The 23,991-nt window shown below is 40.1% G+C and carries 20 protein-coding genes and 1 pseudogene; 16 read left to right on the top strand and 5 right to left on the bottom strand.

Annotated elements, in window-relative coordinates:
* Positions 1-89 precede the first annotated feature (89 nt).
* Positions 90-350, top strand: a pseudogene (locus P3J6_RS02610) (class II aldolase/adducin family protein); the annotation flags it as partial.
* Between the two features lie 15 nt (positions 351-365).
* Here the strand turns inward: P3J6_RS02610 and P3J6_RS02605 are convergent.
* Both P3J6_RS02605 and P3J6_RS02600 read right to left on the bottom strand, forming a co-directional pair.
* Positions 366-1,847 carry an FMN-binding glutamate synthase family protein gene (locus P3J6_RS02605; RefSeq protein ID WP_178956763.1) on the bottom strand — a complete coding sequence of 494 codons (1,482 nt, stop codon included), beginning with the start codon at positions 1,845-1,847 and terminating at the stop codon, positions 366-368.
* A 77-nt stretch (positions 1,848-1,924) separates the two neighbouring features.
* Positions 1,925-3,703, bottom strand: coding sequence for a DUF885 domain-containing protein (locus P3J6_RS02600; RefSeq protein WP_138609551.1), 1,779 nt, complete (start codon positions 3,701-3,703; stop codon positions 1,925-1,927).
* Between the two features lie 332 nt (positions 3,704-4,035).
* Between P3J6_RS02600 and P3J6_RS02595 the strand changes: the two genes are divergently transcribed.
* The 12 genes from P3J6_RS02595 (at position 4,036) to P3J6_RS02540 (ending at position 16,718) form a co-directional block, all read left to right on the top strand.
* Complete coding sequence (locus tag P3J6_RS02595) at positions 4,036-4,992, top strand: diguanylate cyclase domain-containing protein (protein ID WP_198522173.1); 957 nt, start codon at positions 4,036-4,038, stop codon at positions 4,990-4,992.
* 108 nt (positions 4,993-5,100) lie between these two features.
* Positions 5,101-5,856, top strand: a complete 756-nt coding sequence (ubiE, locus tag P3J6_RS02590; RefSeq protein WP_138609547.1) for a bifunctional demethylmenaquinone methyltransferase/2-methoxy-6-polyprenyl-1,4-benzoquinol methylase UbiE — start codon at positions 5,101-5,103, stop codon at positions 5,854-5,856.
* 12 nt (positions 5,857-5,868) lie between these two features.
* Positions 5,869-6,528: a ubiquinone biosynthesis accessory factor UbiJ gene (locus tag P3J6_RS02585; protein ID WP_198522172.1), complete on the top strand. Its 660-nt coding sequence runs from the start codon at positions 5,869-5,871 to the stop codon at positions 6,526-6,528.
* Between the two features lie 17 nt (positions 6,529-6,545).
* Positions 6,546-8,147: a ubiquinone biosynthesis regulatory protein kinase UbiB gene (ubiB, locus tag P3J6_RS02580; protein ID WP_198522171.1), complete on the top strand. Its 1,602-nt coding sequence runs from the start codon at positions 6,546-6,548 to the stop codon at positions 8,145-8,147.
* 79 nt (positions 8,148-8,226) lie between these two features.
* Positions 8,227-8,487: a Sec-independent protein translocase subunit TatA gene (gene tatA / locus P3J6_RS02575; protein WP_198522170.1), complete on the top strand. Its 261-nt coding sequence runs from the start codon at positions 8,227-8,229 to the stop codon at positions 8,485-8,487.
* A 5-nt stretch (positions 8,488-8,492) separates the two neighbouring features.
* Complete coding sequence (gene tatB / locus P3J6_RS02570; RefSeq protein ID WP_178956769.1) at positions 8,493-8,825, top strand: Sec-independent protein translocase protein TatB; 333 nt, start codon at positions 8,493-8,495, stop codon at positions 8,823-8,825.
* Positions 8,826-8,873: 48 nt separating this feature from the next.
* The gene (gene tatC, locus P3J6_RS02565; RefSeq protein WP_008108549.1) at positions 8,874-9,614 is read left to right on the top strand and encodes a twin-arginine translocase subunit TatC; all 741 of its coding nucleotides are present in this window, start codon (positions 8,874-8,876) and stop codon (positions 9,612-9,614) included.
* Between the two features lies 1 nt (position 9,615).
* The gene (locus P3J6_RS02560) at positions 9,616-10,125 is read left to right on the top strand and encodes a hypothetical protein (RefSeq protein ID WP_198522169.1); all 510 of its coding nucleotides are present in this window, start codon (positions 9,616-9,618) and stop codon (positions 10,123-10,125) included.
* Entirely contained in the window at positions 10,125-10,910 is a 786-nt protein-coding gene (locus tag P3J6_RS02555) for a TatD family hydrolase (protein WP_178956770.1), read from the top strand. Before P3J6_RS02560 ends, P3J6_RS02555 begins: the two co-directional genes overlap by 1 nt.
* Positions 10,910-12,769, top strand: a complete 1,860-nt coding sequence (locus P3J6_RS02550) for a sensor domain-containing diguanylate cyclase (RefSeq protein ID WP_198522168.1) — start codon at positions 10,910-10,912, stop codon at positions 12,767-12,769. Before P3J6_RS02555 ends, P3J6_RS02550 begins: the two co-directional genes overlap by 1 nt.
* 12 nt (positions 12,770-12,781) lie before the next feature.
* Positions 12,782-13,789 (top strand): porphobilinogen synthase, encoded by a 1,008-nt coding sequence (gene hemB / locus P3J6_RS02545; RefSeq protein ID WP_138609534.1) that lies wholly within the window; start codon positions 12,782-12,784, stop codon positions 13,787-13,789.
* 265 nt (positions 13,790-14,054) lie between these two features.
* Positions 14,055-16,718 carry an ExeM/NucH family extracellular endonuclease gene (locus P3J6_RS02540; RefSeq protein WP_198522167.1) on the top strand — a complete coding sequence of 888 codons (2,664 nt, stop codon included), beginning with the start codon at positions 14,055-14,057 and terminating at the stop codon, positions 16,716-16,718.
* 310 nt (positions 16,719-17,028) lie between these two features.
* Here the strand turns inward: P3J6_RS02540 and fusA are convergent, their stop codons facing one another.
* Together fusA and ylqF are read right to left on the bottom strand one after the other, a co-directional pair.
* Positions 17,029-19,113, bottom strand: a complete 2,085-nt coding sequence (gene fusA, locus P3J6_RS02535) for an elongation factor G (RefSeq protein WP_138609530.1) — start codon at positions 19,111-19,113, stop codon at positions 17,029-17,031.
* Between the two features lie 1,164 nt (positions 19,114-20,277).
* On the bottom strand, positions 20,278-21,222 hold the full coding sequence (ylqF, locus tag P3J6_RS02530; protein ID WP_109875729.1) for a ribosome biogenesis GTPase YlqF: 945 nt from the start codon (positions 21,220-21,222) through the stop codon (positions 20,278-20,280).
* A 91-nt stretch (positions 21,223-21,313) separates the two neighbouring features.
* On the opposite strand from ylqF, the gene P3J6_RS02525 reads away from it, so the two are divergent.
* A complete protein-coding gene (locus P3J6_RS02525) occupies positions 21,314-21,850 on the top strand; it encodes a YaeQ family protein (RefSeq protein ID WP_008112865.1) in 537 nt (178 codons plus the stop codon).
* A gap of 435 nt (positions 21,851-22,285) precedes the next feature.
* Complete coding sequence (locus P3J6_RS02520) at positions 22,286-22,891, top strand: PGAP1-like alpha/beta domain-containing protein (protein WP_138608659.1); 606 nt, start codon at positions 22,286-22,288, stop codon at positions 22,889-22,891.
* Here the strand turns inward: P3J6_RS02520 and P3J6_RS02515 are convergent.
* Positions 22,888-23,097 (bottom strand): hypothetical protein, encoded by a 210-nt coding sequence (locus P3J6_RS02515; protein WP_008112863.1) that lies wholly within the window; start codon positions 23,095-23,097, stop codon positions 22,888-22,890. The genes P3J6_RS02520 and P3J6_RS02515 overlap by 4 nt on opposite strands.
* Positions 23,098-23,498: 401 nt before the next feature.
* Between P3J6_RS02515 and P3J6_RS02510 the strand changes: the two genes are divergently transcribed.
* Positions 23,499-23,972 (top strand): Dps family protein, encoded by a 474-nt coding sequence (locus P3J6_RS02510; protein WP_008112861.1) that lies wholly within the window; start codon positions 23,499-23,501, stop codon positions 23,970-23,972.
* Positions 23,973-23,991: the final 19 nt, after the last annotated feature.

The following is a 23,991-nucleotide window of genomic DNA, read 5'->3' as shown; positions in this document are numbered from 1 at the left end:
ATTTGATCGTTTTAAGCAAAACATAAACGAATAACTTTATCGCCATTAGGCTGCTTGTATTGCATATCCATCGATTACCACAACAGTGGTCTCATTTAGAAACCTTAAGCATTCCTATTTTTGATAACGGCCAAGATATTGACCGTTTAAGCTTATTAGTTAGCGATCACCATTTGCACTCACCGATTAAATTTGGTGTATTAATTCGCGGTCATGGCTTATATGCAGTTGGCAAAAATATTGCTGAAGTGCGTCGCCACCTAGAAGCACTAGAGTTTTTGTTTAGCTGCGAATTAGAGCGATTAAAAATCACCGGCATTCGAGCGAGCAATACACCCCATCATCGATAACTAACAAGCAAGTATTTAATGGTAATGCTCGTACATTTTATCTAGCGGCTCAGAAAGGCCACTTTCTTGTACTATACGTACATGTTTGCGTTTTAATTCGCGAGCACTGGTAACGCCACAAGAATGTGCAATAAGCCCCGCACCGTAATGGATGTATTTATTATAATTTGCAACTCGCTGCGCTTTATCTTCAACATTCAAACCACGTTGTAAACGTTCATTATGCGTAGTAATTCCTGTTGGGCAAGTATCTTTATTACATTGCATAGCCTGAATGCAGCCTAGTGCAAACATATGCCCTCGGGCAGAAACTACAAAGTCGGCTCCTAGTGCTAATGCCCATGCGACTTTGGAAGGCACAATTAATTTACCCGAAACAATAATTTTAACTCGCTCTCTAAGACCATGTTTCTTTAATAGCTGTATAACTAAAGGGAGGCTTTCTTTAAGCGGTAACCCTACAGAATCTAATAAAGATTGTGGTGCTGCGCCGGTACCGCCATCCGCACTATCAATAGTAATAAAGTCGGGCGCGGACTCAATACCACGATGATTAATCTCGGCAAATAAACTTTCTAACCAAGTATGTTCACCAATAACCGCTTTAAAGCCTGTTGGTTTACCCGTTGCAGTTCTGATGGTGGTAAGCATGTCTAGAATATCGCTTGGATTTTTTATCTCTGGGTGCCCATTTGGGCTAATAGAATCCTGCCCTTCGGGTATGCCTCTTATTTTGGCAATTTCAGCATTCACTTTTCGCCCAGGTAACATGCCGCCTTTTCCGGGCTTAGCTCCTTGGCTCATTTTCAGTTCAAACATTTTAACTGCTGGATGCGCAGCAACGGCTTTTAGCTTTTCTGTACTTAAATTTCCCTGCTCGTCGCGTACACCGTATTTTGCGGTGCCAATTTGAAATACAATATCGGCGCCACCTTCTAAGTGATACGGACTAAGGCCGCCTTCCCCCGTGTTCATCCAACATCCTGCTAATTTTGCCCCCTTCGATAGTGCACGTACAGCCGGGCTGGATAGCGCACCAAAGCTCATGCCCGATATATTAAATAGCGAATTTGTGGTGTAAGGAAATTTACAGTAAGGGCCAAGCGTTATGTTGCTCGGCGCTAAGGCTTCTTCATCTAAGGTAGGAAACGCACAGTTCATAAACATGACTGTGCCTGTGGCCTCTAAACTTTGAGTTGAACCAAAAGCGGCCGTGTGATCAACATCTTTAGCCGCGCGGTAGACCCAACTGCGCTCGGCGCGATTAAAGGGCATTTCTTCACGATCGAGGGCAAAAAAATACTGTCTAAAAAACTCACCTTGGCGCTCAAAGAAATAACGAAAACGTCCAATCACGGGATAATTACGCCTAATAGCATGCTTTGTTTGCGTAACATCTCGAATATAAAAAATAGCAATTAATACAACCAGCAATCCCAATGCAACAATAAATAGGCTGGCAAACACATCGATACTGAACATTATAAACTGACTCATTACTTATCCTTAAATGCTAAAAAAGCGTGATGCCATCAAATAACACCACACTTTTATAGTTTCAAAATAATGCGCTTTTAGCTATCTGTTTTTGCTAACTCTGCTTGTATATACAAACGTATTTGTTGCTCAAGCACCGACAAAGGTACTGAGCCATGGCGCAATATTTGATGATGAAACTCACGAATATCAAATTGCTGACCTAATGCTTGCTCAGCCTCTGCGCGCAGACGTTTAATTGTTAACTCACCAATTTTGTAAGACAGCGCTTGTGCTGGCCACGAAATATAACGGTCGGTTTCCGTTTTTACATTATGTAATGAAAGTGCCGTATTATCAGCCATAAAGTTCATTGCACGCTCTCGACTCCAGCCATACATATGCATCCCCGTATCAACCACTAAACGTGCAGCACGCCACATTTCGTAGGTTAAACGACCAAAGTTGCTATATGGGTCTTGATAAAAACCAGCCTCAACCCCTAAGTACTCTGAATATAACCCCCAGCCTTCACCAAATGCTGATAAATAGGCATCTCGGCGATAGCTAGGTAAGCTTTCAAGCTCTGCATTGAGTGATATTTGTAAATGATGGCCCGGTACGGCTTCGTGCAGCGTTAACGCTTCTAAAGCATAGAGTGGTCGTTTATCTAAAGCGTACGTGTTTACCCAATAAAAACCGGCTTGATCATCACGGCTCGAACCTGAATAGCGCCCAGTAGTGTACTTAGGTGCAATATTGGCGGGCACCGGCGCTACGCCATAGGGTTTGCGTGGTAAGGTATGAAATAATTTAGGTAACTGTGCATCCATTTTTTTGGCAATGTACGCGGCCTCTTTTAATAATTGTTCAGGCGTTGTGGCGTAAAACTGCGGATCAGTACGTAAAAAGTGGATAAATTCTGCAAACGTGCCCTTAAAACCCACCTCTTTGATGACCGCTTCCATTTCACTGCGAATACGCGCCACCTCAGCTAAACCCAGCTCATGGATTTCTTTTGGGGTCATTTGTGTCGTGGTGTAATACTTAGCACGATTTGCATAAAAGGCTTCGCCATTAGGAGTTGACGAAATACCAATATCACTGCGCGCGCCAGGTAAGTATTCAGTATTAAAAAAAGTTAAGTAATCTTTATAGGCTTTAATAACTTGGCTGCTAATAATTGCTTTAGCCTGTTGTTGTAACGCTATAAATTCACTATCACTTAAACCCGCGGTATTGTTTAAAAACGGCTTGTAAAATTCAGACTGTGTTACATCGTCAACAATGTAGGCAGTAATAGAGTCTTGGTAGCCAATTAATACCGCTTTGGGTTGAGTTAAACCAACTTCTAATCCTTTACGCATCCAGCCTATGTTTTGCTCAAAAAAGCGCGGCACTTGCTGTAATCGCTTTAGGTAGTTTTGATAATCTTGTGCAGTTTTATAATCCGAGCTATTAACAATAAACGATAGGCTTGAATGAAAGCCATACTCTGACGTTAAAGGCATGTAGTGTGCGTTAAATACATATTCATCAACACTATTTTGCACTTGCGCTCGAATAATACTGTAGTTAATTTGATTTTCGTCACTCAGCTTGCTCATATCTATTGCATCTAAATCAGCCAATAACTGCGTGTTTTTTTGATACTGCTGCGCTAAAAAGTCAGCTGATAAGTTAGGAAGTAAATAGCCATCAACACCCTCAGGATTACTGTACGGACTTACATTTTGGCGATGTTTTACGATATTTTCGGCCGTTTGCGTAAATTGCTGATTGGCGTTAATTGTAGTTAGCTGACACGCGCTTAATGAACACATTAAGGTGACACTTAATAAGGAAAGACGCATTTTTTTTGAAAGAGATAAATTCATAGTTATTGAGCTTAGTGACGTTACAGATGTGATAAACCTATCGTAGCCTAAATAAATAGCAAATAAATATACGACCAATTGCGAAAATATACGGTAGTAATCATTTTATTAACTTAAGTTAATACTTAACAATTAGAGTAATTGCTCAAAAAAACAACGGTTATTGAAATTATAGCGCCATTTTAGCCAACTACGACTCATTTTACTTTTAAATAACAGATATAATGATTATTGTATCTGTGCTTGGAAGCAAATTGCCTCATTGGACGAGTTTTATAAATCAGCATTTATGCGTATTTGGTTGGTAATTGCAAATGATGTTCCATGATTCCATGGCTATAGCACAAGAAAAAATGACAAAAGTATGTATGTTTTTAGAGCATCATGTTTTGCCTCCTACCCCCTTAAATTTTCAAGTTGTGTATACATACATTAGTAAAATCCATTTTGCGCTTAACAATGCTATTGATGATGCCATAGATGCCCAACAAAATATTGATGAGCTATTTATTGAGCAACTCTATTTTGAATATTTAAATCAGGGTCATAAAACCGAAGTAGCAATGATTGAAAACGTCAATGGCGTGATCAACTCACTATCGCGAAATGCACAGCAAACCGAAAAAAAACTTAACGATTTTGCAGGTCATGTTAATGACTGCTTACATTCTTTAGATGAAAATAATATTGCTAATAGCCGCATCGCCTTAGAAAGACTTAATGAGCAAACGCAGTTACTGTTCTCGCAACAAGCGCAATTTAAACAAGAACTAAGTCAGGCAAAAAAACTACACGAAACAACTAAAAAACAACTCAATACCTTGCGCAAACAACATGTCATTGATCCGCAAACAGGCTTATACAAACGCCATTATTTAACTAAGCAAACACAATTATGGCTAAAACAAGACAAGTCAATTTCAGCAATTGCCATTCAAATTGATAATTTAGAGCATTTTATTAATAACTTTGGTGATGCAATTGGCGAAGTGATTTTAAATAAAGTAGCTAAGCAAGTTCAAAAGTATGTTTCGCAAAGTGGCTTAGCCGGGCGCTCTGCAAAAGACCAATTTATCGTTCTACTTGCTAACATTGAGCCCGAAACAGCTAAATTGATTGCAGAGAAAGTAATAGCTGGGGTCGAAAAGCTACGTTTTATCAGTTCAAAAAGCGATTTAAAACTCCCTCCCATTTCTCTCTCATTAGGGATTACGGAACAACAAGGCGACTTTAACCAACTAGTTAAAAGTGCCTCAAACGCGGCGTTTAAATCACGCGCATCTCAATAACCCAGTACACTGTTCAAACAATAAAATTAACTGATAAATCATATTCAAATTGCACCCTTGGTGCACAATCAAGTACACTAGTCTCTATTACCACGATAGAGATTAATCATGAACGAGAACCCTGAAAAGACCACGCATTTTGGCTATAAAACTGTTGCCGAAACCGAAAAAGCTTCTATGGTTGCTGATGTATTTCATTCTGTTGCGACAAAGTACGATGTTATGAATGATCTCATGTCTTTTGGTATTCACCGTTTATGGAAACGTCAAACAATTGCCAGCTCAGGTATTCGTAAAGGTCATCATGTATTAGATTTAGCCGGCGGTACTGGCGATTTAACTGCAAAGTTTAGCCAGCTTGTTGGCGAAACCGGTCAGGTTGTTTTAGGTGATATAAACTCTTCAATGTTAAAAGTAGGCCGCGAAAAGCTGCATAACTTAGGCCTTGTAGGCAACATTGATTACGTACAAATGAATGCCGAAGCCTTACCTTTCCCTGATAATAGTTTTGATTTAATTACGATTGCTTTTGGCTTGCGTAATGTTACCGACCAAAATAAAGCATTGCGCTCTATGTACCGTATTTTAAAGCCAGGTGGTCGTTTACTCATTCTTGAGTTTTCAAAACCAGAGCAAGAGCTTCTCAGCAAGGCGTATGATTTTTACTCTTTCAACATTTTACCTACTATGGGTAAACTAGTTGCTAACGACAGTGAATCATACCAATACTTAGCTGAGTCAATTCGTATGCATCCAGATCAAGAAACCCTTAAAGGGATGATGGTCGAAGCAGGGTTTGAGCAAGCGACTTATCAAAATCTAACTGGTGGCATTGTTGCCCTGCATCGTGGATTTAAATACTAAGGTTAGTAATTTATGGCGCTTGAAGAACACAGTAAAGAACAACCGGCTGCAGGCAGTTTTTTTATGCTACCTAGCTTTGTACTTTCGCTCATTGAACAAGTATTAAATCAAGCGCTTAAACTCGATCCGAGCTTACTAGATAAACTAAATGTAGTAGAGCATCAGCGTTTATTGGTTGAGGTTAGAGACTGGCAGCAAAAAATAGCCATTACTTATGCCAATCAGCAGCTACATCTTTACACTGCATTCGAACATGCTGACGCAGACTGTATGATCAGTGCCAATATAGATACGTTGTTAGCACTGAAAAACCCGGCCATGCTGACTCAACTTATTCGCCAAGATAAGCTTGATTTACAAGGCGATTTAAATATAGCTCAACACTATAGTTCAGCCTTTTCAAGTGTAGACATTGATTGGCCAGAGCAATTAGCAAAGCATATTGGCGACGCGCCTGCACAACAACTTTATTTACATTTGCAGTCACTTAAGCAGCAAGGTAAAAAAGCCAAGTCTCAGCTCGACAGTACTTTTATTAGTGTGTGCCAAGATGAGCTGGCAATCACTATTCACCCATTAGAGCTTGAGCAATTTAAACAACAAAATAGAGCACTAAAAGGCCAAGTTGCCGCCATTGAGCAACGTATTAACGCCCTAATTAAAGCCCTTTAACGCGCTAAGGATTTTTTGTGTCAACTGCCCGACTGTATTATATAACTAAAACCCTGCTTAGCTTCGGACTTGATGAGCTTATACCTAAACACAAAGTACCCTGGTTTGCTAAAATCGCACGTGGCAGCTTGTTTTGGTTACGCAATCAACACAAAGATAAACCCCCAGGCTTAAGACTTCGCTTAGCTCTGCAACAACTTGGCCCTGTGTGGATAAAGTTTGGCCAAATGCTCTCAACTCGACGCGACTTATTACCTCATGATATCGCATTGGAGTTAGCCTTTTTACAAGATCAGGTAGAACCGTTTGAAGGTGAATTGGCACAGAAAATCATCGAAACAGCATTAGAAATAGATAATATTAGCCAGCTATTTAGCGACTTTTCACAAACACCTCTGGCATCGGCTTCAATTGCTCAGGTGCATACAGCTACCCTTGTTGATCCTCAAGGTGAACCGCAAGATGTTGTTATTAAAGTTATTCGCCCTAATATTGAGCAACAAATCAACGCTGACTTAGCACTAATGGAAAAATTGGCTAAGGTTGTCGGTAAGTTAATTAACGAAGCCAAGCGATTACGCCCAGTGGAAGTGGTTAAAGAGTATAAAAAAACATTGCTCGATGAGCTCGACTTAATGCGTGAGGGCGCTAATGGTATTCAATTAAAGCGTAACTTTGAAGGTTCAGAATCACTTTATATCCCTGCAGTATACAGTGACTATAGCCGCAGTAATGTTCTGGTTATGGAACGTATTTACGGTATTCCGGTGTCAGATACTGAAGCATTGATGGCACAAAACACCAACATGAAGTTATTAGCAGAGCGCGGAGTAGAGGTATTTTTTACCCAAGTGTTTCGCGACAGTTTTTTTCATGCGGATATGCATCCAGGCAATATTTTTGTCTCCCGCGAACACCCGCACAACCCTAAATATATTGGTATTGATTGCGGTATTGTGGGAACACTCAATAAAGAAGATAAACGCTATTTAGCTGAAAATTTCATTGCCTTTTTTAACCGCGACTACCGTCAGGTAGCACAGCTACATGTTGATTCAGGCTGGGTACCACCTGATACCAGCATTGAAGAGTTTGAATTTGCTATTCGCACCGTTTGCGAACCTATTTTTAATAAACCACTGGCTGAAATATCATTTGGTCATGTATTGGTTAACTTATTTAATACCGCACGTCGTTTTAATATGCAGGTTCAACCACAGCTCGTATTACTACAAAAAACTTTGCTATATGTTGAGGGCTTAGGTCGCCAGCTATATCCACAACTGGATTTATGGAAAACAGCAAAGCCATTTTTAGAAGACTGGGTTAAACAACAAGTTGGTCCGCTGTCTGTGCTAAAGCAAATGTATGCAAACTTACCGTTTTGGGCAGAAAAAATGCCTGAACTACCCGATTTAATTTATCAAAATTTAAAGCGAGCACCACACTCTCACGTACCTGCAGTTAAAGTTTCACATAAACCATTGGTTTTAGGGTTGTTTAGTAGTGCAGCGATGATTGTCTCAGCTTTATTTTATTTACAACACAACTTAATCGCTGCTGGCGTTGTCTTAAGTTGTGCTGTTATTGGCTTTATAGCGGCTTGGCGCCGCGCATAAACTAAGTGCTATTTGCCACTTTGGGCGTATAATCAGCACTTAACCTTATTATTTTATGGCTTAAAAGCAGGAGAAAACCATGGGTTTTGGTGGTATTAGTATTTGGCAATTATTAATTGTACTTGCAATCATTGTACTTTTATTCGGTACGAAGAAACTACGCGGTATGGGTGGTGATTTAGGTGGCGCAGTAAAAGGCTTTAAAAAAGCCATGTCTGATGACCAAAATACTGAGAAACAAGCTAGCGAAGATAAAGCGGAACAGATACAAAATTCAGCAGAGTCAAAACCTGCCGATATAAATACAACTGACAAAACCAAAGACAGCAACAAGGTTTAACCAGCATGGGAATGTGGGAGCTTGTTGTGGTATTTATTGTCGGCTTGGTGGTACTTGGACCAGAACGCTTACCTGTTGCTATTAGAACCGTAAGCCGCTGGGTAAAAACAGCCAAAGCAATGGCTAACTCAGTAAAAGCGGAAGTAAGTGAAGAGCTGCGTGTAAACGAGTTACATGAAAACCTAAAAAAAGCAGAGCAACAAGGTCTTAAAGATTTAAGCCCTGACCTACAAAACTCTGTTTCTGAGCTGCAACAAGCAGCGCAATCAGTTACTCACAGCTATAAAAAAGATCAAAGCCAAGCCACTAATAACCAATCAACAGATGACTCTAAGTAATTATGGCACTCTCTTTTTTCATGCGCTTAATGCAGGGTATAGAAAACAATGACTGAAGAAGTAAAGTCAGGATTTGTCGCTCATTTAATCGAATTACGTGACCGGCTGATAAAATCACTATTAAGTATTTTAGTGATATTTATTGGTTTGGTTTACTTTGCAAACGATATTTATACGTTTGTGGCGGCTCCTTTAGTCGCTCATTTACCTAGTACTGCCACTATGATAGCAACGGATGTCACCGCGCCATTTTTTGCCCCCTTTAAACTTACGTTGTTTGTTGCTTTATTTGCTGCGATCCCTTGGATTTTACATCAAATTTGGGGATTTATAGCCCCCGGTTTATATCAGCACGAAAAGAAAATGCTCATGCCCATATTAGCTTCCAGTATTTTCTTATTCTATGGTGGCATAGCTTTTTGCTACTTTGTAGTACTGCCAATTATTTTAGGGTTTTTCACCAGTGCAGGTCCTCAAATGATGACCCTAGCACCGGATATCAGTAGCTATTTAGGCTTTGTACTTAAGCTATTTTTTGCTTTTGGTATTGCATTTGAAATCCCAGTTGCGATTATGTTGCTTTGTTGGAGTGGTGCAACAACCACACAAAGTCTAAAAGAGAAACGCCCTTATATAGTGGTCGGTGTATTTGTTGTGGCGATGTTTTTAACGCCACCCGATGTGCTATCACAAACCTTATTAGCATTGCCTATGCTGCTTTTATTTGAGCTTGGCTTAATTTTAGCTAAATTTTATACCGCAAAACCACAACAAGAATCTGAGGAATAATATGAATAAGCATTTACTTTCTTTACTCGCTTTAGCAAGTGTACCGGTTTTAGCCGCAACTCCTATTAATGAGCAAGCGTTACAAGCCTGTAGTTTTATTGAAAACGATTTTAATCGTTTACTATGTTACGACAACACTATCGCGGGAAAATCACTCACTCAACCAGCGCATAAACAACCACAACAATCTGTTAAAGCTAATGTAAAAGCTGACACGGCTGTCGCAACAGCACCTGTGGCTGCCAAGGCAAAAGAGTTTGGTTTAGAGCATAAAAAAATTACTAAGAATACTGAAGAAACAATTTCATCAAAAATAGCTAATGTTAAAAAAGCCCCTTATGGTGAGCTAATTATTACCTTAGAAAATAATCAGCAATGGCGTCAAATTGGTTCAGATAGATTAAGTCTAGACAAAGGTGACACTGTTACTATTAGCCGTGGCGTATTCAACTCTTTTTTACTTAAAAAAGCAGATCAAAACCGCTCAATTCGTGTAAAACGTACTCAGTAATGCAATACACGTTAATTGATGCTGGCGTAAATTTAACTAATCATCAATTTGATGGTCAGCATCAAGAGGTGCTCGCGCGGGCAAAAGAGGTCGGCGTTAAGCATATGCTAATTATTGGCTGCGATATAAGTTCAAGTGAGGAGTCATTTATACTTGCTGCACGCTATGGTCAATATGCTAGCGCTGGTATTCACCCTCATGATGCAAAAACAGCAACCTCTGAACTTGAACAACAGCTCACTAAACTCGCACAAAATGAGCAAGTTATTGCAATTGGTGAATGCGGACTAGATTACAATCGTGACTTTTCTCCAAGAGATGTGCAGCGTGATGTGTTTCGTCGTCAGCTCGCATTAGCTGAAAAGCTAAATCTGCCAGTTTATTTGCATGAACGTGACGCCAGTGACGACATGCTTGCTATTTTAAATGAGTTTACTGTTCGCGGTGTACTGCACTGTTTTACTGGTGATGCACAAGCACTTGCAGGTTACTTAAACCTGGGTCTTTATATTGGTATTACCGGCTGGGTATGTGACGAACGACGCGGCAAAGAATTACAACAACTGATCCCTAGCATTCCCATTGAGCGTTTATTAATTGAAACCGATGCACCCTTTTTAATCCCTCGCACTGTCAAACCTAAGCCAAAATCAAGACGTAATGAGCCAGCATTGCTGCATTATGTTTGTGATACACTTGCTCAGCTTTATGGTGTTTCTGCTTGTGAAGTGGCAAAACATACGAGCGACAACTTTAACCGCTTATTTGGATTAGAGAAAAAATAATGCGAACCTTTTGCGCTTTGCTGGTATTCATTATGGTGTTTTATGCATCCTGTTTTCCTGCAAGTGCAATCGAGATAAATAGCGAATTTAATTCAAAAAAAATAGAAGATATTCATTATTCGTTTGCTCCTGCCTCATTAGAAGATGCACGACAAAGTAATTTACAAGAATGGCTGCTACTTAATAATAAGCCACTTAATTTAGGCCTTGAGTCTCGACCTGTATGGATTCAATTTAAAATTAAAAATCAGTTATCGCAGCCGCTAATGCCCTTACTGTCACTAGACAACCCTCTTTTGAATGACGTTTCCCTTGCTCACTTTATGGGTGATAAACTACTCACATCAACTCATATAGGTGATACGCTTGCGCTTTCGCAAAGAGTAATCAAGAGTGAATCTTTACTAGTCAAGTTAACTCTTCCCGCTAACAGTGAAACTACTGTGTACCTTAAAGTTAATAATGATTCAGGTATTGGGCTGCGCGTACCATTAACACTGTGGCAGCAAGACTCGTTACTAGCTTATAAAAGTATGGTGAATTTACTTTATGGATTACTAATTGGCTTTATTTTTTCTTTAGCGGTGAGTAGTCTGGTTTTATTTGCTTTTTCACGTAAACATTATTTTGCTTACGCTGGTTTAATTACGTTAATGCTCGGCTTCTTTTTAGCTTACTTAGGCGGATTTGGATTTCGTTATGCACCCTCAAACATAGCAGACCTACAACAGTTAATGCTGCCTATTTTGCTGATGCTGATCACGATATCGTTTCTTCCTTTACAGCGCCATGTTTGCACCGCTATTGAGTCTAATTTAGTAAAAGGGCAAACAATAATTACCGCACTATACGCATTAATTATTTTACTTATTTGGTTACTTCCTACTCCCAGCGTAGCTTTATTTGCTATTTTAAGCATCCCTGTAATTTTAATTTATCATGTTGTCACAACGTTATTTTATTTACGTAAAAATCCCACTAGCCCCAATAAATCGCTCTTAATGGCACTTGGATTCTTTTTAATTGTGGTTATTCATTTTTCCATTGCGTTAACAGGCTTCTACACTGTTACAAGAGCGAGCTTAATGCTCACCTTTGCAGCGTCTTTAGGTTGCTCATTTTGTCTAAGCTATACCGTCATAAAATTGTTTATATTGCAACGCGATGAGCAAGTAACAGCACAGCAAGCATTGATTGCACAAAGCGCCGCACAAGATGCGCTATTAAATGAGCGGCTCGAATTACAAGAGCGCACCCGCCAAGAGCTTGAAAGCCAAGTAGATGAACGCACCTTTGAATTACAAGTCACACTTAGAGAGCTTGAAGATAAAAACCATGAACTTGAACAACTCAATATGGAAGATGCGCTAACTGGCATTAAAAATAGACGTTTTTTTGATAAAAAGTTACTTATGGAAATTCGTCGTTCGCGCCGTGAACAAACACCATTGAGTATTATTATGCTAGATATCGACAAATTTAAATCAATTAACGATAACTATGGCCACTTAACCGGCGATCAAGTTATCAGGGCGGTATCTGATACCATTAAACAACAGCTTAAGCGCCCACTTGACGAAGTAGCGCGTTATGGTGGTGAAGAATTTGTCATTTTACTACCTAATACTGATAACCCAGGTGCACTGATCATTGCAGAGCAAACACGCCTAGCAATAGCAAATAATACTGTAAATGTAGCAGGTACAATTATCGACTTTACCATTAGTGCCGGTGTTTATACCCAAATTGCCGATGACATTCATAACCCTGAACTATTTACTGATTATGCCGATAAGGCACTCTATTTAGCAAAACAACATGGCCGCAATCAAGTGGTTAATTTTTCAATCCCACAGTAGGAGCGTATACTTATGGCCCAATCTGGACTAGACCTTTTCCCATATACTCGCATGCGTAGAATGCGCCGTAACGATTTCTCTCGTCGCCTTATGGCTGAAAATCAGCTGAGTATTAATGATCTTATTTATCCTGTGTTTGTGCTTGAAGGTAAAAACCGCCGTGAAAGCATTGAATCAATGCCCGGTATTGAACGTTTATCAATTGATTTACTGCTAGAAGAAGCTAAAGAACTGGTAGATTTAGGTGTGCCTGCGCTCGCTATTTTTCCTGTTACTCCTGCAGATAAAAAGTCTCTACTCGCTGAAGAAGCTTATAACGATGATGGCTTAGCTCAAAGAACAGTACGCGCATTAAAAGAAACCTTCCCAGAGCTTGGCGTGATCACCGATGTTGCACTTGACCCATTTACAGTGCATGGTCAAGACGGCATTATTGATGATGCAGGCTATGTGATTAACGACGTCACTACCGAAATTTTAGTTAAGCAGGCGCTATCACATGCAGAGGCTGGCGCAGATGTTGTTGCCCCATCAGACATGATGGATGGTCGTATTGGTGCAATTCGTGAAGCTCTTGAAGCCGATGGCTTTATTCACACCCGCATTATGGCCTATTCTGCAAAGTATGCGTCAAGCTACTATGGTCCATTTAGAGATGCTGTCGGTTCTGCGGGTAACTTAAAAGGCGCTGATAAAAAAACATACCAAATGGATCCTGCCAACTCTGATGAAGCAATTCGCGAAGTGGCACTTGATCTTCAAGAAGGCGCTGACATGGTAATGGTTAAACCTGGTATGCCATACCTTGATATTGTTCGCCGTGTTAAAGATGAGTTTGGTGTTCCAACATTCGCTTATCAGGTAAGTGGCGAATATGCGATGCATAAAGCCGCTATTGATAACGGCTGGCTAAGCGAAGAAGCAACCATAATGGAGTCTTTATTAGCATTTAAACGCGCTGGCGCAGACGGCATTCTGACTTACTTTGCTAAGCAAGCTGCTCGCTATTTAAATAAATAATAACGACATATTGATATAAAAGGGCTTTATTGCCCTTTTTTATGTTTAAGGGCAGCACATATTTGGCATTTTTACAGCGTTCCCTATTTATGGGAAGTAATCACACTACATAGGTTCTGCCTTACCTAAAACCAAACACCCACTGTACATTCAACCTCAAAAATAACAAAAACCAAGATTGTTAACATTCTGTATTCTATTTGCAATCATTTTTCATTACACTAAGCGTCCCATTTGGGGAAACAAAAACACGGGAAAAATAATAATGTTAAAAACAAAAATAACGCCTTTGGCGCTTGTATTAGCAAGCCTAAGTGCACCCGCTACCGCTAACCTCGTTATATCTGAGTACGTAGAAGGCAGTAGCTATAATAAAGCAATAGAACTATTTAACAATTCGACAACCCCACTGTCATTAGATGGCCATACCCTTAGCCTCTATTCAAATGGCAGTACAGATGCAAATAATACATTCGATTTAACTGGCGAACTTGCTGCAAATAGCACCTACGTGATTGTTAATGGTAATGCATCAGCAGAACTAAAAGAAAAAGCTGACCAACTCAGCGCCGTGACTAACTTTAATGGCGACGATGCACTGGTACTTACACAAGGCTCTGTGGTTATTGATAGCTTTGGCCAGCGCGGTGTAGACCCTGGTTCATTTTGGTCAGAAGGGGGCGTGAAAACACAAAATAAAACATTACGCCGCAAAGAAACTGAATTAAATGGGCGCACTGACGCCGATGATAGTTTCAACCCAAGCGAGCAATGGCTGCAATTTGAGCAAGATGACTTTAGTGATTTAGGCATATTTGCAGGAAATTCTTCACCTAACCCTGATCCAGACCCAGAACCTGAAGAGCCTTTATTATGTGGCGCTGAAAAAACATTAATTAGCAGCATTCAAGGCGAAGGCACAAGCAGCCCACTAGTTAACACTGTGGTTGAGTTTGAAGGTGTAGTAACAGCTGATTTCCAAGCAGATGATCAGCTCAAAGGCTTTTTTGTAAATTCACTTAATAGTGATGAAGATGCAAACCCACTTACCTCTGAAGGGGTATTTGTTTACTTTGCCACTACGGATGTTAATGTGGGTGATCACGTTCGCGTACAAGGTACTGTTGAAGAGTATTTTGATGCCACCCAAATTGGCAATGTTAGTCAAGTTGCTATTTGTGATACCGGCCTTTCAGCTTACCCAACTAAAGTCACTCTGCCCGTCACCGAACCAAGTGAATTAGAAGCGTTTGAAGGTATGCTGGTTACCTTAGAGCAGCCGCTTATTGTTACTAACAATTATGGTTTAGGTCGCTATGGAGAGCTAGAACTTGCCACTGAACGCTTATACCAAGGTACTCAAGTTGCACTTCCTGGCGCGGCTGCGAATGCGGTTGAAGCACAAAATCTAAATAAAAAAATACTCTTAGATGATGGCTCAACTCGTCAAAACCGCGATCCTATCGCTTATCCTGTCCCTGGGTTATCAGCAGAGAATACTTTACGCACAGGCGATACAGTAAATTCTGTAACAGGTGCGCTAGCTTACAGCTTTAGTACTTACCGTATTCACCCAACAACAACACCTCAGTTTATAGCAACCAATCCACGCACCGATGCACCAGAGTTAAACCCTGACGCTGATTTGCGTGTTGCCAGCTTTAACGTACTTAACTACTTTAATGGCGATGGCCAAGGTGGCGGTTTCCCAACTAGCCGTGGTGCTGATTCAGAAGCCGAGTTAATTCGTCAACAAGCCAAGCTAGTCAGCGCTATCAGTGCTATGCAAGCAGATGTGATTGGCTTAATGGAAATTGAAAATGACGGTTTTGGCGAATTTAGTGCTGTTGCTAGTTTAGTAAATGCACTTAATGACGCTGATAGTCAAAATCAATATGCATTTGTAGACTTTGGTGTTGATAAAATAGGCACCGACGCTATCACTACTGCACTTATTTACCGTGCGGATAAAGTGCAGCAAGTGGGTACTGCAGCAATTACTACCGATGCGCCTTTCGATTACAGTAACCGTGCACCTATTGCACAAAGCTTTAAATCTTTAGAGACAGAAGAAGTCTTTACTGTTGCGGTTGCTCATCTTAAATCTAAAGGTGGTTGTAGAAGCGCAACTGGTGGCAATGCTGATCAAGGTGACGGTCAAGCATGTTGGAATGAAATCAGAACTGCTGGCGCAAATGCATTTGCTGATTGGTTAAATAGTAAACCAACAGGGGTTGATGATGAAGATATCATTCTTGTTGGCGACATGAACGCGTATGCAATGGAAGATCCTATCCGTGCATTTGCTGATAAAGGCCTTAAAAATGTGGTTGCTGAGCTAGATAGCAACACTTTAGGTTATTCTTACAGCTTTTCTGGTCGTGCAGGAAGTTTAGATCACGCCCTAGCAAGCCCGAGCTTATTAAGTAAAGTAGTGAGCGCCAGTGATTGGCATATTAACGCCGATGAACCTATTTCACTTGATTATAATGTTGAATTTAAATCTGACGCACAGCAATCAAGCTTGTATGCTCAAGGACCTTACAGAGCATCAGATCATGACCCTGTTATTGTCGATATTCGTTCAACTATTATCGCGCCACCTGAGCCAGAACCTGAAGTAATTATTGGCGAAATTAATAATATTGGTGGCTGGTTTTGGTGGAAAAGCTACAGCTTTGAAATCCCGCAAGGTTACGACGAGTTAACCGTTAGCCTTGAAGGTGGCTGGGGTGATGCAAACTTATTTGTACGCCACAAAAGAAACCCAACGCTTTTCAGAAAAGATTGTGCTTCAATTAGCCTAGGTAATAGTGAAAGCTGCTCTTTTACCAATCCACAAGAAGGTAAGTGGCGAGTGCGTGTAAACGGCGCCATTCCTTTTGGTAATGTTAAGCTCATTTATAAAGCAACCAAGTACGTAGATTAATATCACATTGCTATTAACATAAAAAAGCCGCACTAGCGGCTTTTTTTATAAACAGCAAAAACACTTATACCCATTCACTTAATTAAGTGAGTTATATTAAGAACAGGGAAATTGTGTCGATAACAAAGCAAAAATTTCGTTTTTAATTATTTTTATTGAGAAAACTTTAACGCAGCTAGCCTCTGGTTTATCCCCTCAAAATGATTAAGTCTTATTGCGGGCTGGTATTGACAGCATTCACCTGCTTGCAAACTTCAGACAATAAAAAACCCGCAACAAGTGCGGGTTTTTCAAAGAGTTAAAGTGCTAATTACTTAGCAGCATTTTTCTCTTTTTCTGCAGCGATTACAGTGTCAGCTACGTTTTGTGGACATGCAGCGTAGTGTGAGAACTCCATAGAGAACTGACCACGACCAGATGTCATTGTACGTAGTGAACCGATGTAACCGAACATTTCTGATAACGGTACGTCAGCTTTAATACGAACGCCTGTTAAACCAGCTTCTTGATTGCTTAACATACCACGACGACGGTTAAGGTCACCGATTACATCACCAACGTGATCTTCAGGTGTGAACACGTCAACTTTCATGATTGGCTCAAGAAGTTGTGCACCCGCTTTAGGGATAGACTGACGGAAAGCGCCTTTAGCAGCGATTTCGAAAGCAATTGCAGATGAATCCACGGCGTGGAAGCCACCGTCGAAAAGCTCAACTTCAACGTCAAGTACTGGGAAGCCAGCTAGAACACCTTCACCCATCATTGACTTAAAGCCTTTCTCAACTGCAGGCCAGAATTCTTTAGGTACGTTACCACCAACAACTGATGAAGTGAACGCGAAACCAGAACCCACTTCGCCTGGCTTGATGCGGTAATCGATTTTACCGAACTGACCAGAACCACCAGATTGTTTCTTATGCGTGTAGCTATCTTCGATTTCACGAGTGATAGTTTCACGGTAAGCAACTTGAGGCTGACCAACGATAAGGTCTACGCCGTAAGTACGCTTAAGGATATCTACTTTGATATCTAAGTGAAGCTCACCCATACCTTTAAGGATAGTTTCGCCTGAATCTTCATCAGTCTCAACTTGGAAAGATGGATCTTCTGCAACCATTTTACCGATAGCAACACCCATTTTCTCATTACCGCCTTTATCTTTAGGCTGTACAGCAATCGAGATTACTGGAGTTGGGAAAACCATTGGCTCTAGAGTTACTGGGTGCTTAGGATCACATAGAGTGTGACCAGTTTGCACGTTCTTCATACCAACGATAGCGATGATATCGCCCGCTTGTGCTGAAGTAAGCTCTTTACGCTCATCTGCTTGCATCTCAACCATACGGCCAACACGCTCAGTTTTACCAGTAAACGCATTAAGGATTGTGTCACCCTTGTTAAGCTTACCAGAGTAGATACGTACGAAAGTTAATGCGCCAAAACGGTCATCCATGATTTTGAATGCAAGCGCTTTGAAAGGTTCGTCTGCAGATACAATTGCATGCTCGCCGTTTTCGTTACCTTCTTCATCCATAAGAGGTTGAGGATCAACTTCTGTAGGTGCAGGTAAGTAATCAACAACAGCATCAAGTACTAATTGCATACCTTTGTTTTTGAATGCAGAACCACAGAACGTTGGGAAGAAAGCAAGGTCACGAGTACCTTTACGGATACAACGCTTGATATCTTCAACTGAAGGTACTTCACCTTCCATGTACGCTTCCATTAGGTCATCGTCTTGCTCTACAGCAGTTTCGATAAGCATCTCATGGTATTCTTCAGTTTTTTCTACCATGTCTGCAGGAACGTCTGTGATTTCGTAGTTTTCTGGAAGACCAGTGTCATCCCATACGTATGCTTGCTTGTTTAAAACATCAACAACACCAACAAAATCATCTTCAATACCGATTGGTAAAGTCATGATAAGTGGAGTAGCACCAAGTACTTTTTGTACTTGCGCTGTTACACGGTAAAAATCAGCACCCATACGGTCTAATTTGTTTACGAAGATAATACGTGCAACACCTGACTCATTCGCGTAACGCCAGTTAGTTTCTGATTGTGGTTCAACACCACCAGAACCACAGAATACACCCACACCGCCATCTAATACTTTAAGTGAACGGTAAACTTCAACTGTGAAGTCAACGTGTCCAGGAGTATCGATAACGTTAAAGCGGTGATCTTTCCAGAAACAGCTTACTGCCGCAGACTGGATAGTAATACCGCGCTCAGCTTCTTGATCCATGAAATCGGTAGTCGATTCACCATCATGAACCTCACCTGTTTTGTGGATAGTACCTGTAAGCTTTAGGATACGCTCAGTAGTTGTGGTTTTACCCGCATCAACGTGCGCGAAAATACCAATGTTTCTGTACTTCGATAAATCTGCCATTAATTTTACTCTTAATAAAGTCGATAAATTATTCGGCGGGAGTATAGCATTACTTAAAGCGAACATCACCATAGAAGTCGCTTAAAATGCAATCAATTTATAAAAAACTTGCTTTAAAGATATTTCGAGGTAAGAGATGGACTTAAAAGGGGCTTGTTATAAACCGTATTTAAACGACTTAAGCCTTTATCAGCGTTATTGTTGAACATTAAAAGTGCCATTAAGTGGTGGTATGAAGCAAATACAACTTTTTTGCCATATGCATTTTATTAGTAAAGTAACCCAAAACTCATGGTTTTAACCTTGTTGCTAATAACTAAATTGCCTGCTGTTTTGGCTTTAATTTCTAACAAAGCCAGGTCAGTTATTACTTTATAGATACAGGCAACACCGGTTAGTGACAAGCTACTTTTGCCCAATAGCTTCGCTTCAGCTTATTTAATAATAGCCATAAAGTAGTGTTTTCCCCGCAACATGAAATCCGTTTTACAGCCCTTACTTTAGTGCTATAAATGAACAAAAAGTTAAAATAAGAATTATTTGCATTTAGGTGTTGACAGTTACCTAAATCTAACTGATAATCAATCTCAACAAGAAGAAAGCACATTGCTTTTTGTGACGGTAAAGTTCATTTGTTTCTCGACCCTGAAACAACGTGTGGCTCACGTTAAAGCCAAGATTATCTGTAATTAATCACAACGCCCCTTGATATTGATTGCAGATAATCGTCTATTACTTACTTGCTACATTGCTCATATCGGTGACGGTTGATATGAAACTAAAAAGCCCTTACGGGCTTTTTTTATGCCTGTAATTTAATATAAAGCCAACATAAAGTTAATGAGAACTATTTTCATTAAGGTGTTGACAGCCACTCAAATCTAACTGATAATCACTATCAACAAGAAGGCATGCATTGCTTCTTGTGACGGAAAAATTCATGTGTTTCTCGACCCTGAAACAAACGTGTGGCGCACGTTAACAGCTATGGAAACCTGTTATAAACCAAAACGTCCCTAGCTGTTTATGACCTGTTTCCGCCCTACTCATTTACTTGCTACATTGCTCATATCGGTGACGGTAGATATGAAACTAAAAAAGCCCTTTCGGGCTTTTTTTATGTCTATAATTTAATGCGTAAGGCTTTAACCTACGCTTTAAAAATTAGCGGCGGTTTTTTCGTGCACGTGCTCGGCGTTGTTTTTTCTCTTCTTCTTTGGCTTGCTTTTTCGCTTCTGCCGCCGCGCGCAATCCAGCTACCATTATTTCTTCTTCTTCACGCATGGCAGGTGTTTCCATGGTGATACGACCAATAATGCCATCTCGTAATTCATTAATTAGAATTTCTGACATTTTATACGTATCGATTTGGTTGCCACCGCGAATACAGCCGCGTTTTTTACCCGCCATTTCAACAAATTCCCAATCGCTTTCTGGCAATTCATCTAATTTATAGCGCGCTTTTAAAAGCTCAGGATAGGCATGTAATAAATACTCAGCGGTGTAGCTTGCCACTTCTTCGTACTCAATAGCGGTATCACGTATTGCTCCGGTTGCGCCTAAACGATAACCTGAGTTTTCGTTTTCTACTTTTGGCCACAGCATCCCAGGCGTATCGTAAAGCATAATGCCATCATCAAGTTTAATACGTTGCTGCGCCTTAGTCACTGCAGGCTCATTGCCGGTTTTAGCCACTATACGTCCAGCAAGTACATTAATGAGCGTAGATTTACCTACGTTAGGAATCCCCATGATCATAGCTTTAATTTGCTTATCAGCACCGACTTTATGTGGTACTAACTTTTTACACAGCTCATTAATACGATGCACCTCTGCGGCTTTATCGTTACCAAATGCAATCGCTTTTACGCCGTTTTCTTGCTCAAAGTAATCCTTCCACGCTTGGGTCATTTTAGGGTCAGCTAAATCGGCTTTATTCAATATTTTGATGACCGGCTTACCTTCACGCAAAGTAGCCACCATCGGGTTTTCGCTACTGTAAGGAATGCGCGCATCTAGCACTTCAATGATCACATCCATTTGTGGCATTATTTCTTTAATTTCATTTCGGGCTTTATTCATGTGCCCAGGGAACCACTGGATAGCCATTTTTAACTCCTAACATATAATTTGTAGCTATTTTAACTGGCAATTCATTTAATTGCGCTATACTGGCGCAAATTTTTTCAGATTAGATATTATGGCTCTCAAATCTACCATTATTAAAGCGCAACTATCGCTTAGCGATATGGACCGTCACGTATACCAAGACTTTAATTTAACCTTGGCACAACACCCTTCAGAAACTGAGCAGCGTTTGATGATCCGCTTACTAGCGTTTGCACTTAATAGTTGTGATGGATTAGAGTTTACTAAAGGTTTATGTGCTGATGATGAGCCGGAGCTTTGGCATGTCAATTACAGCGAAGAAATAGAGCTGTGGATTGAGCTGGGGTTACCAGATGAAAAGCGCCTTAAAAAAGCCTGTAATAAAGCTAAAAAAGTAGTTTTATATACCTATGGCGAGAATAACCAAGCTATTTGGTGGCAAAAGCATCAGCCTAAATTGTACGAGTTTAAAAACCTAAGCATTTTTAGCCTTGATTATGCTGCTACTCAATTATTAGCTGCGTTGGTTGATCGTAATATTAAATTGGCTATTACCATTCAAGATGGTGAAGTTTGGGTTAATACCGACACTACCAATATTGAAATAAAACCGCAGCAATTAATGTAATTACGGTAGTTATTCTAGGGTCTGTTGACCTTTGCGGATTACAATTTGTTCAAACTAGGAGCGGTTTAATCGCGGCGCGAGGTTTGCAACCTAGTGGGCTAAGTAAAAACCGAGCAACAAAGAGTAAATCGCTCCTAGGCAGAACCCGAAGGGCAGCGGATGTTTGGCATTGATGCTTCGTTATCGCCTATTTATGGGGAATAACCACATCACATAGGCTCTGCCTTGCCTAAATACCAAACAGACTGCTGCAAATTCAACCTTGAAAGGTCAACAGACCCTAATTACATTAAATTAGTTATCTATTATAGCAACAAAGAAATAAGTCGATAACAAGGCGAAAATGATGACATATAGTTGTTCTATATAAATAATTTTTAACGCAGGTAGCGGATTATTTAATATGTTTTTAATAAAATTGGTATTAGGGGGCGTATGAAAGTTAAACGCGTTATTGTTTTACATGGCTTGTATATGTCTGGCTTGGTTATGCGCCCGTTATGTTCACGTTTGGAAGAGTCGGGGGTTAAAGTTTTAAACCTAACCTACAATACTCGTGACCCTAATCGAGATGCTATTTTTACGCAAATAGATGAGTTTATTAGCGATGAGCCTTCTGCTTTAGTCTGCCACTCTATGGGGGGCTTAGTTGCCCGCGCCTATTTAGAAGCAAACTCAGCGCCAAGTCATCATGTTGAAAAGGTGATCACCTTAGGGACGCCACATACTGGCAGCCATATTGCTGAAAAAATGCAGCAAAAAGGGTTCGAACTATTATTAAAAAATAGTGTTGAATTTTTACTGTCTAAGAATGGTGATTGGCCTTTTAAAGCCAAGCTATACAGTATTGCCGGCGACTTACCGATTGGTTTAATGCCACTCATTGTAAAAGGCAGCCGCTCTGATGGTACCGTACTGCTAGATGAAACCAAACTTAAAGGTATGGCTGAACACAAAGTGTTTCACTTAAGCCATACCAGTATGATTTACTCTCGCCAAGTCGTTAATTATATTCTTGAGCGCTTGAACGAGGACATTTAGTCCTCGGCTGCAGCGGCCACTTTATAGCTGATCAAAAATATAATACCCAACACCAGCGGCATTGGTGCAGCGATATAACCAAATGTATCAGAGTTTGCAAAACTCGCACCCGCTAAGTGCGCAACTAATCCAACAACAAACGCGACCAAAGCAATACCAATAACGATGAGTTCAGCTTTATTCTCTTTACGTGTTTTAGCTTCCATTATTTCTCTCCGCATCTAATCAAGTAGCCCCTTAACTTAATAAAAGTACTCTCTATCAAGTTGGGTTATATTGATTATGCGCTTTACTTGTGCGCGTTTTTTGACCTAAATCAATAAATAAAATAAGTCTGCGCTGCGCCTGTCAAAAGCTTGTTTTAGATCATATTTTATACTCAGCAAAGCACTAAATTTTCTGCTCATGGTAGTATTTCTATAAACACAACCCATATCTATTGAACAGCGTTAGTTAATTTATTTATAAAACCACAGATACGCTGATAGCTTTTAGCTATGGCATCAATATGTATAAACGATTTTATTCATAGACGATTATGAGCAATACTTATTTCAATGAACAATATTTAAAAAATTCATAAAAACGGTTATTTAAGGAGCAAGGTATGTCGCAAGTAAATGCAATTGGTTTAAACAGTACAAAAAGTGAAGATATTATTAAGTCACTGAATACACTTTTAAGCAGCTATCAAATTCAATATATGAATGCCCGCGGTTTTCACTGGAACATTAAAGGCCGAAACTTTTTTGAATTACATTTAAAGTTTGAAGAAATTTATAACTTACTACTATTAAAAGTAGATGAAATCGCAGAACGTATTTTAACGCTTGATGGTGCACCGCTACATGCGTTTTCAGATTACTTAGAAGTAAGTGAAATTAAAGAAGCAAAAGGGATCAGTGATGGCGTTACCGCAGTAGAGAACTTACTTGCCGGATACAGCAGCTTAATTAAAATGCAGCGCGATATTCTTGCACAAGCCGCTGAAGCGGATGATGAAGGTACCGCATCATTAATGAGTGATTACATTAAAGAGCAAGAAAAGCTAGTGTGGATGTTAAAAGCCTACCTAGATTAAGTTATTTTAAAAATAGAAA

The organism is Pseudoalteromonas sp. 3J6, assembly GCF_903995135.1.
Taxonomy (GTDB): Bacteria; Pseudomonadota; Gammaproteobacteria; order Enterobacterales; family Alteromonadaceae; genus Pseudoalteromonas.
Note: the sequence above shows the minus strand (reverse complement) of the source record. Positions and strands in the feature narration are given on the sequence as shown.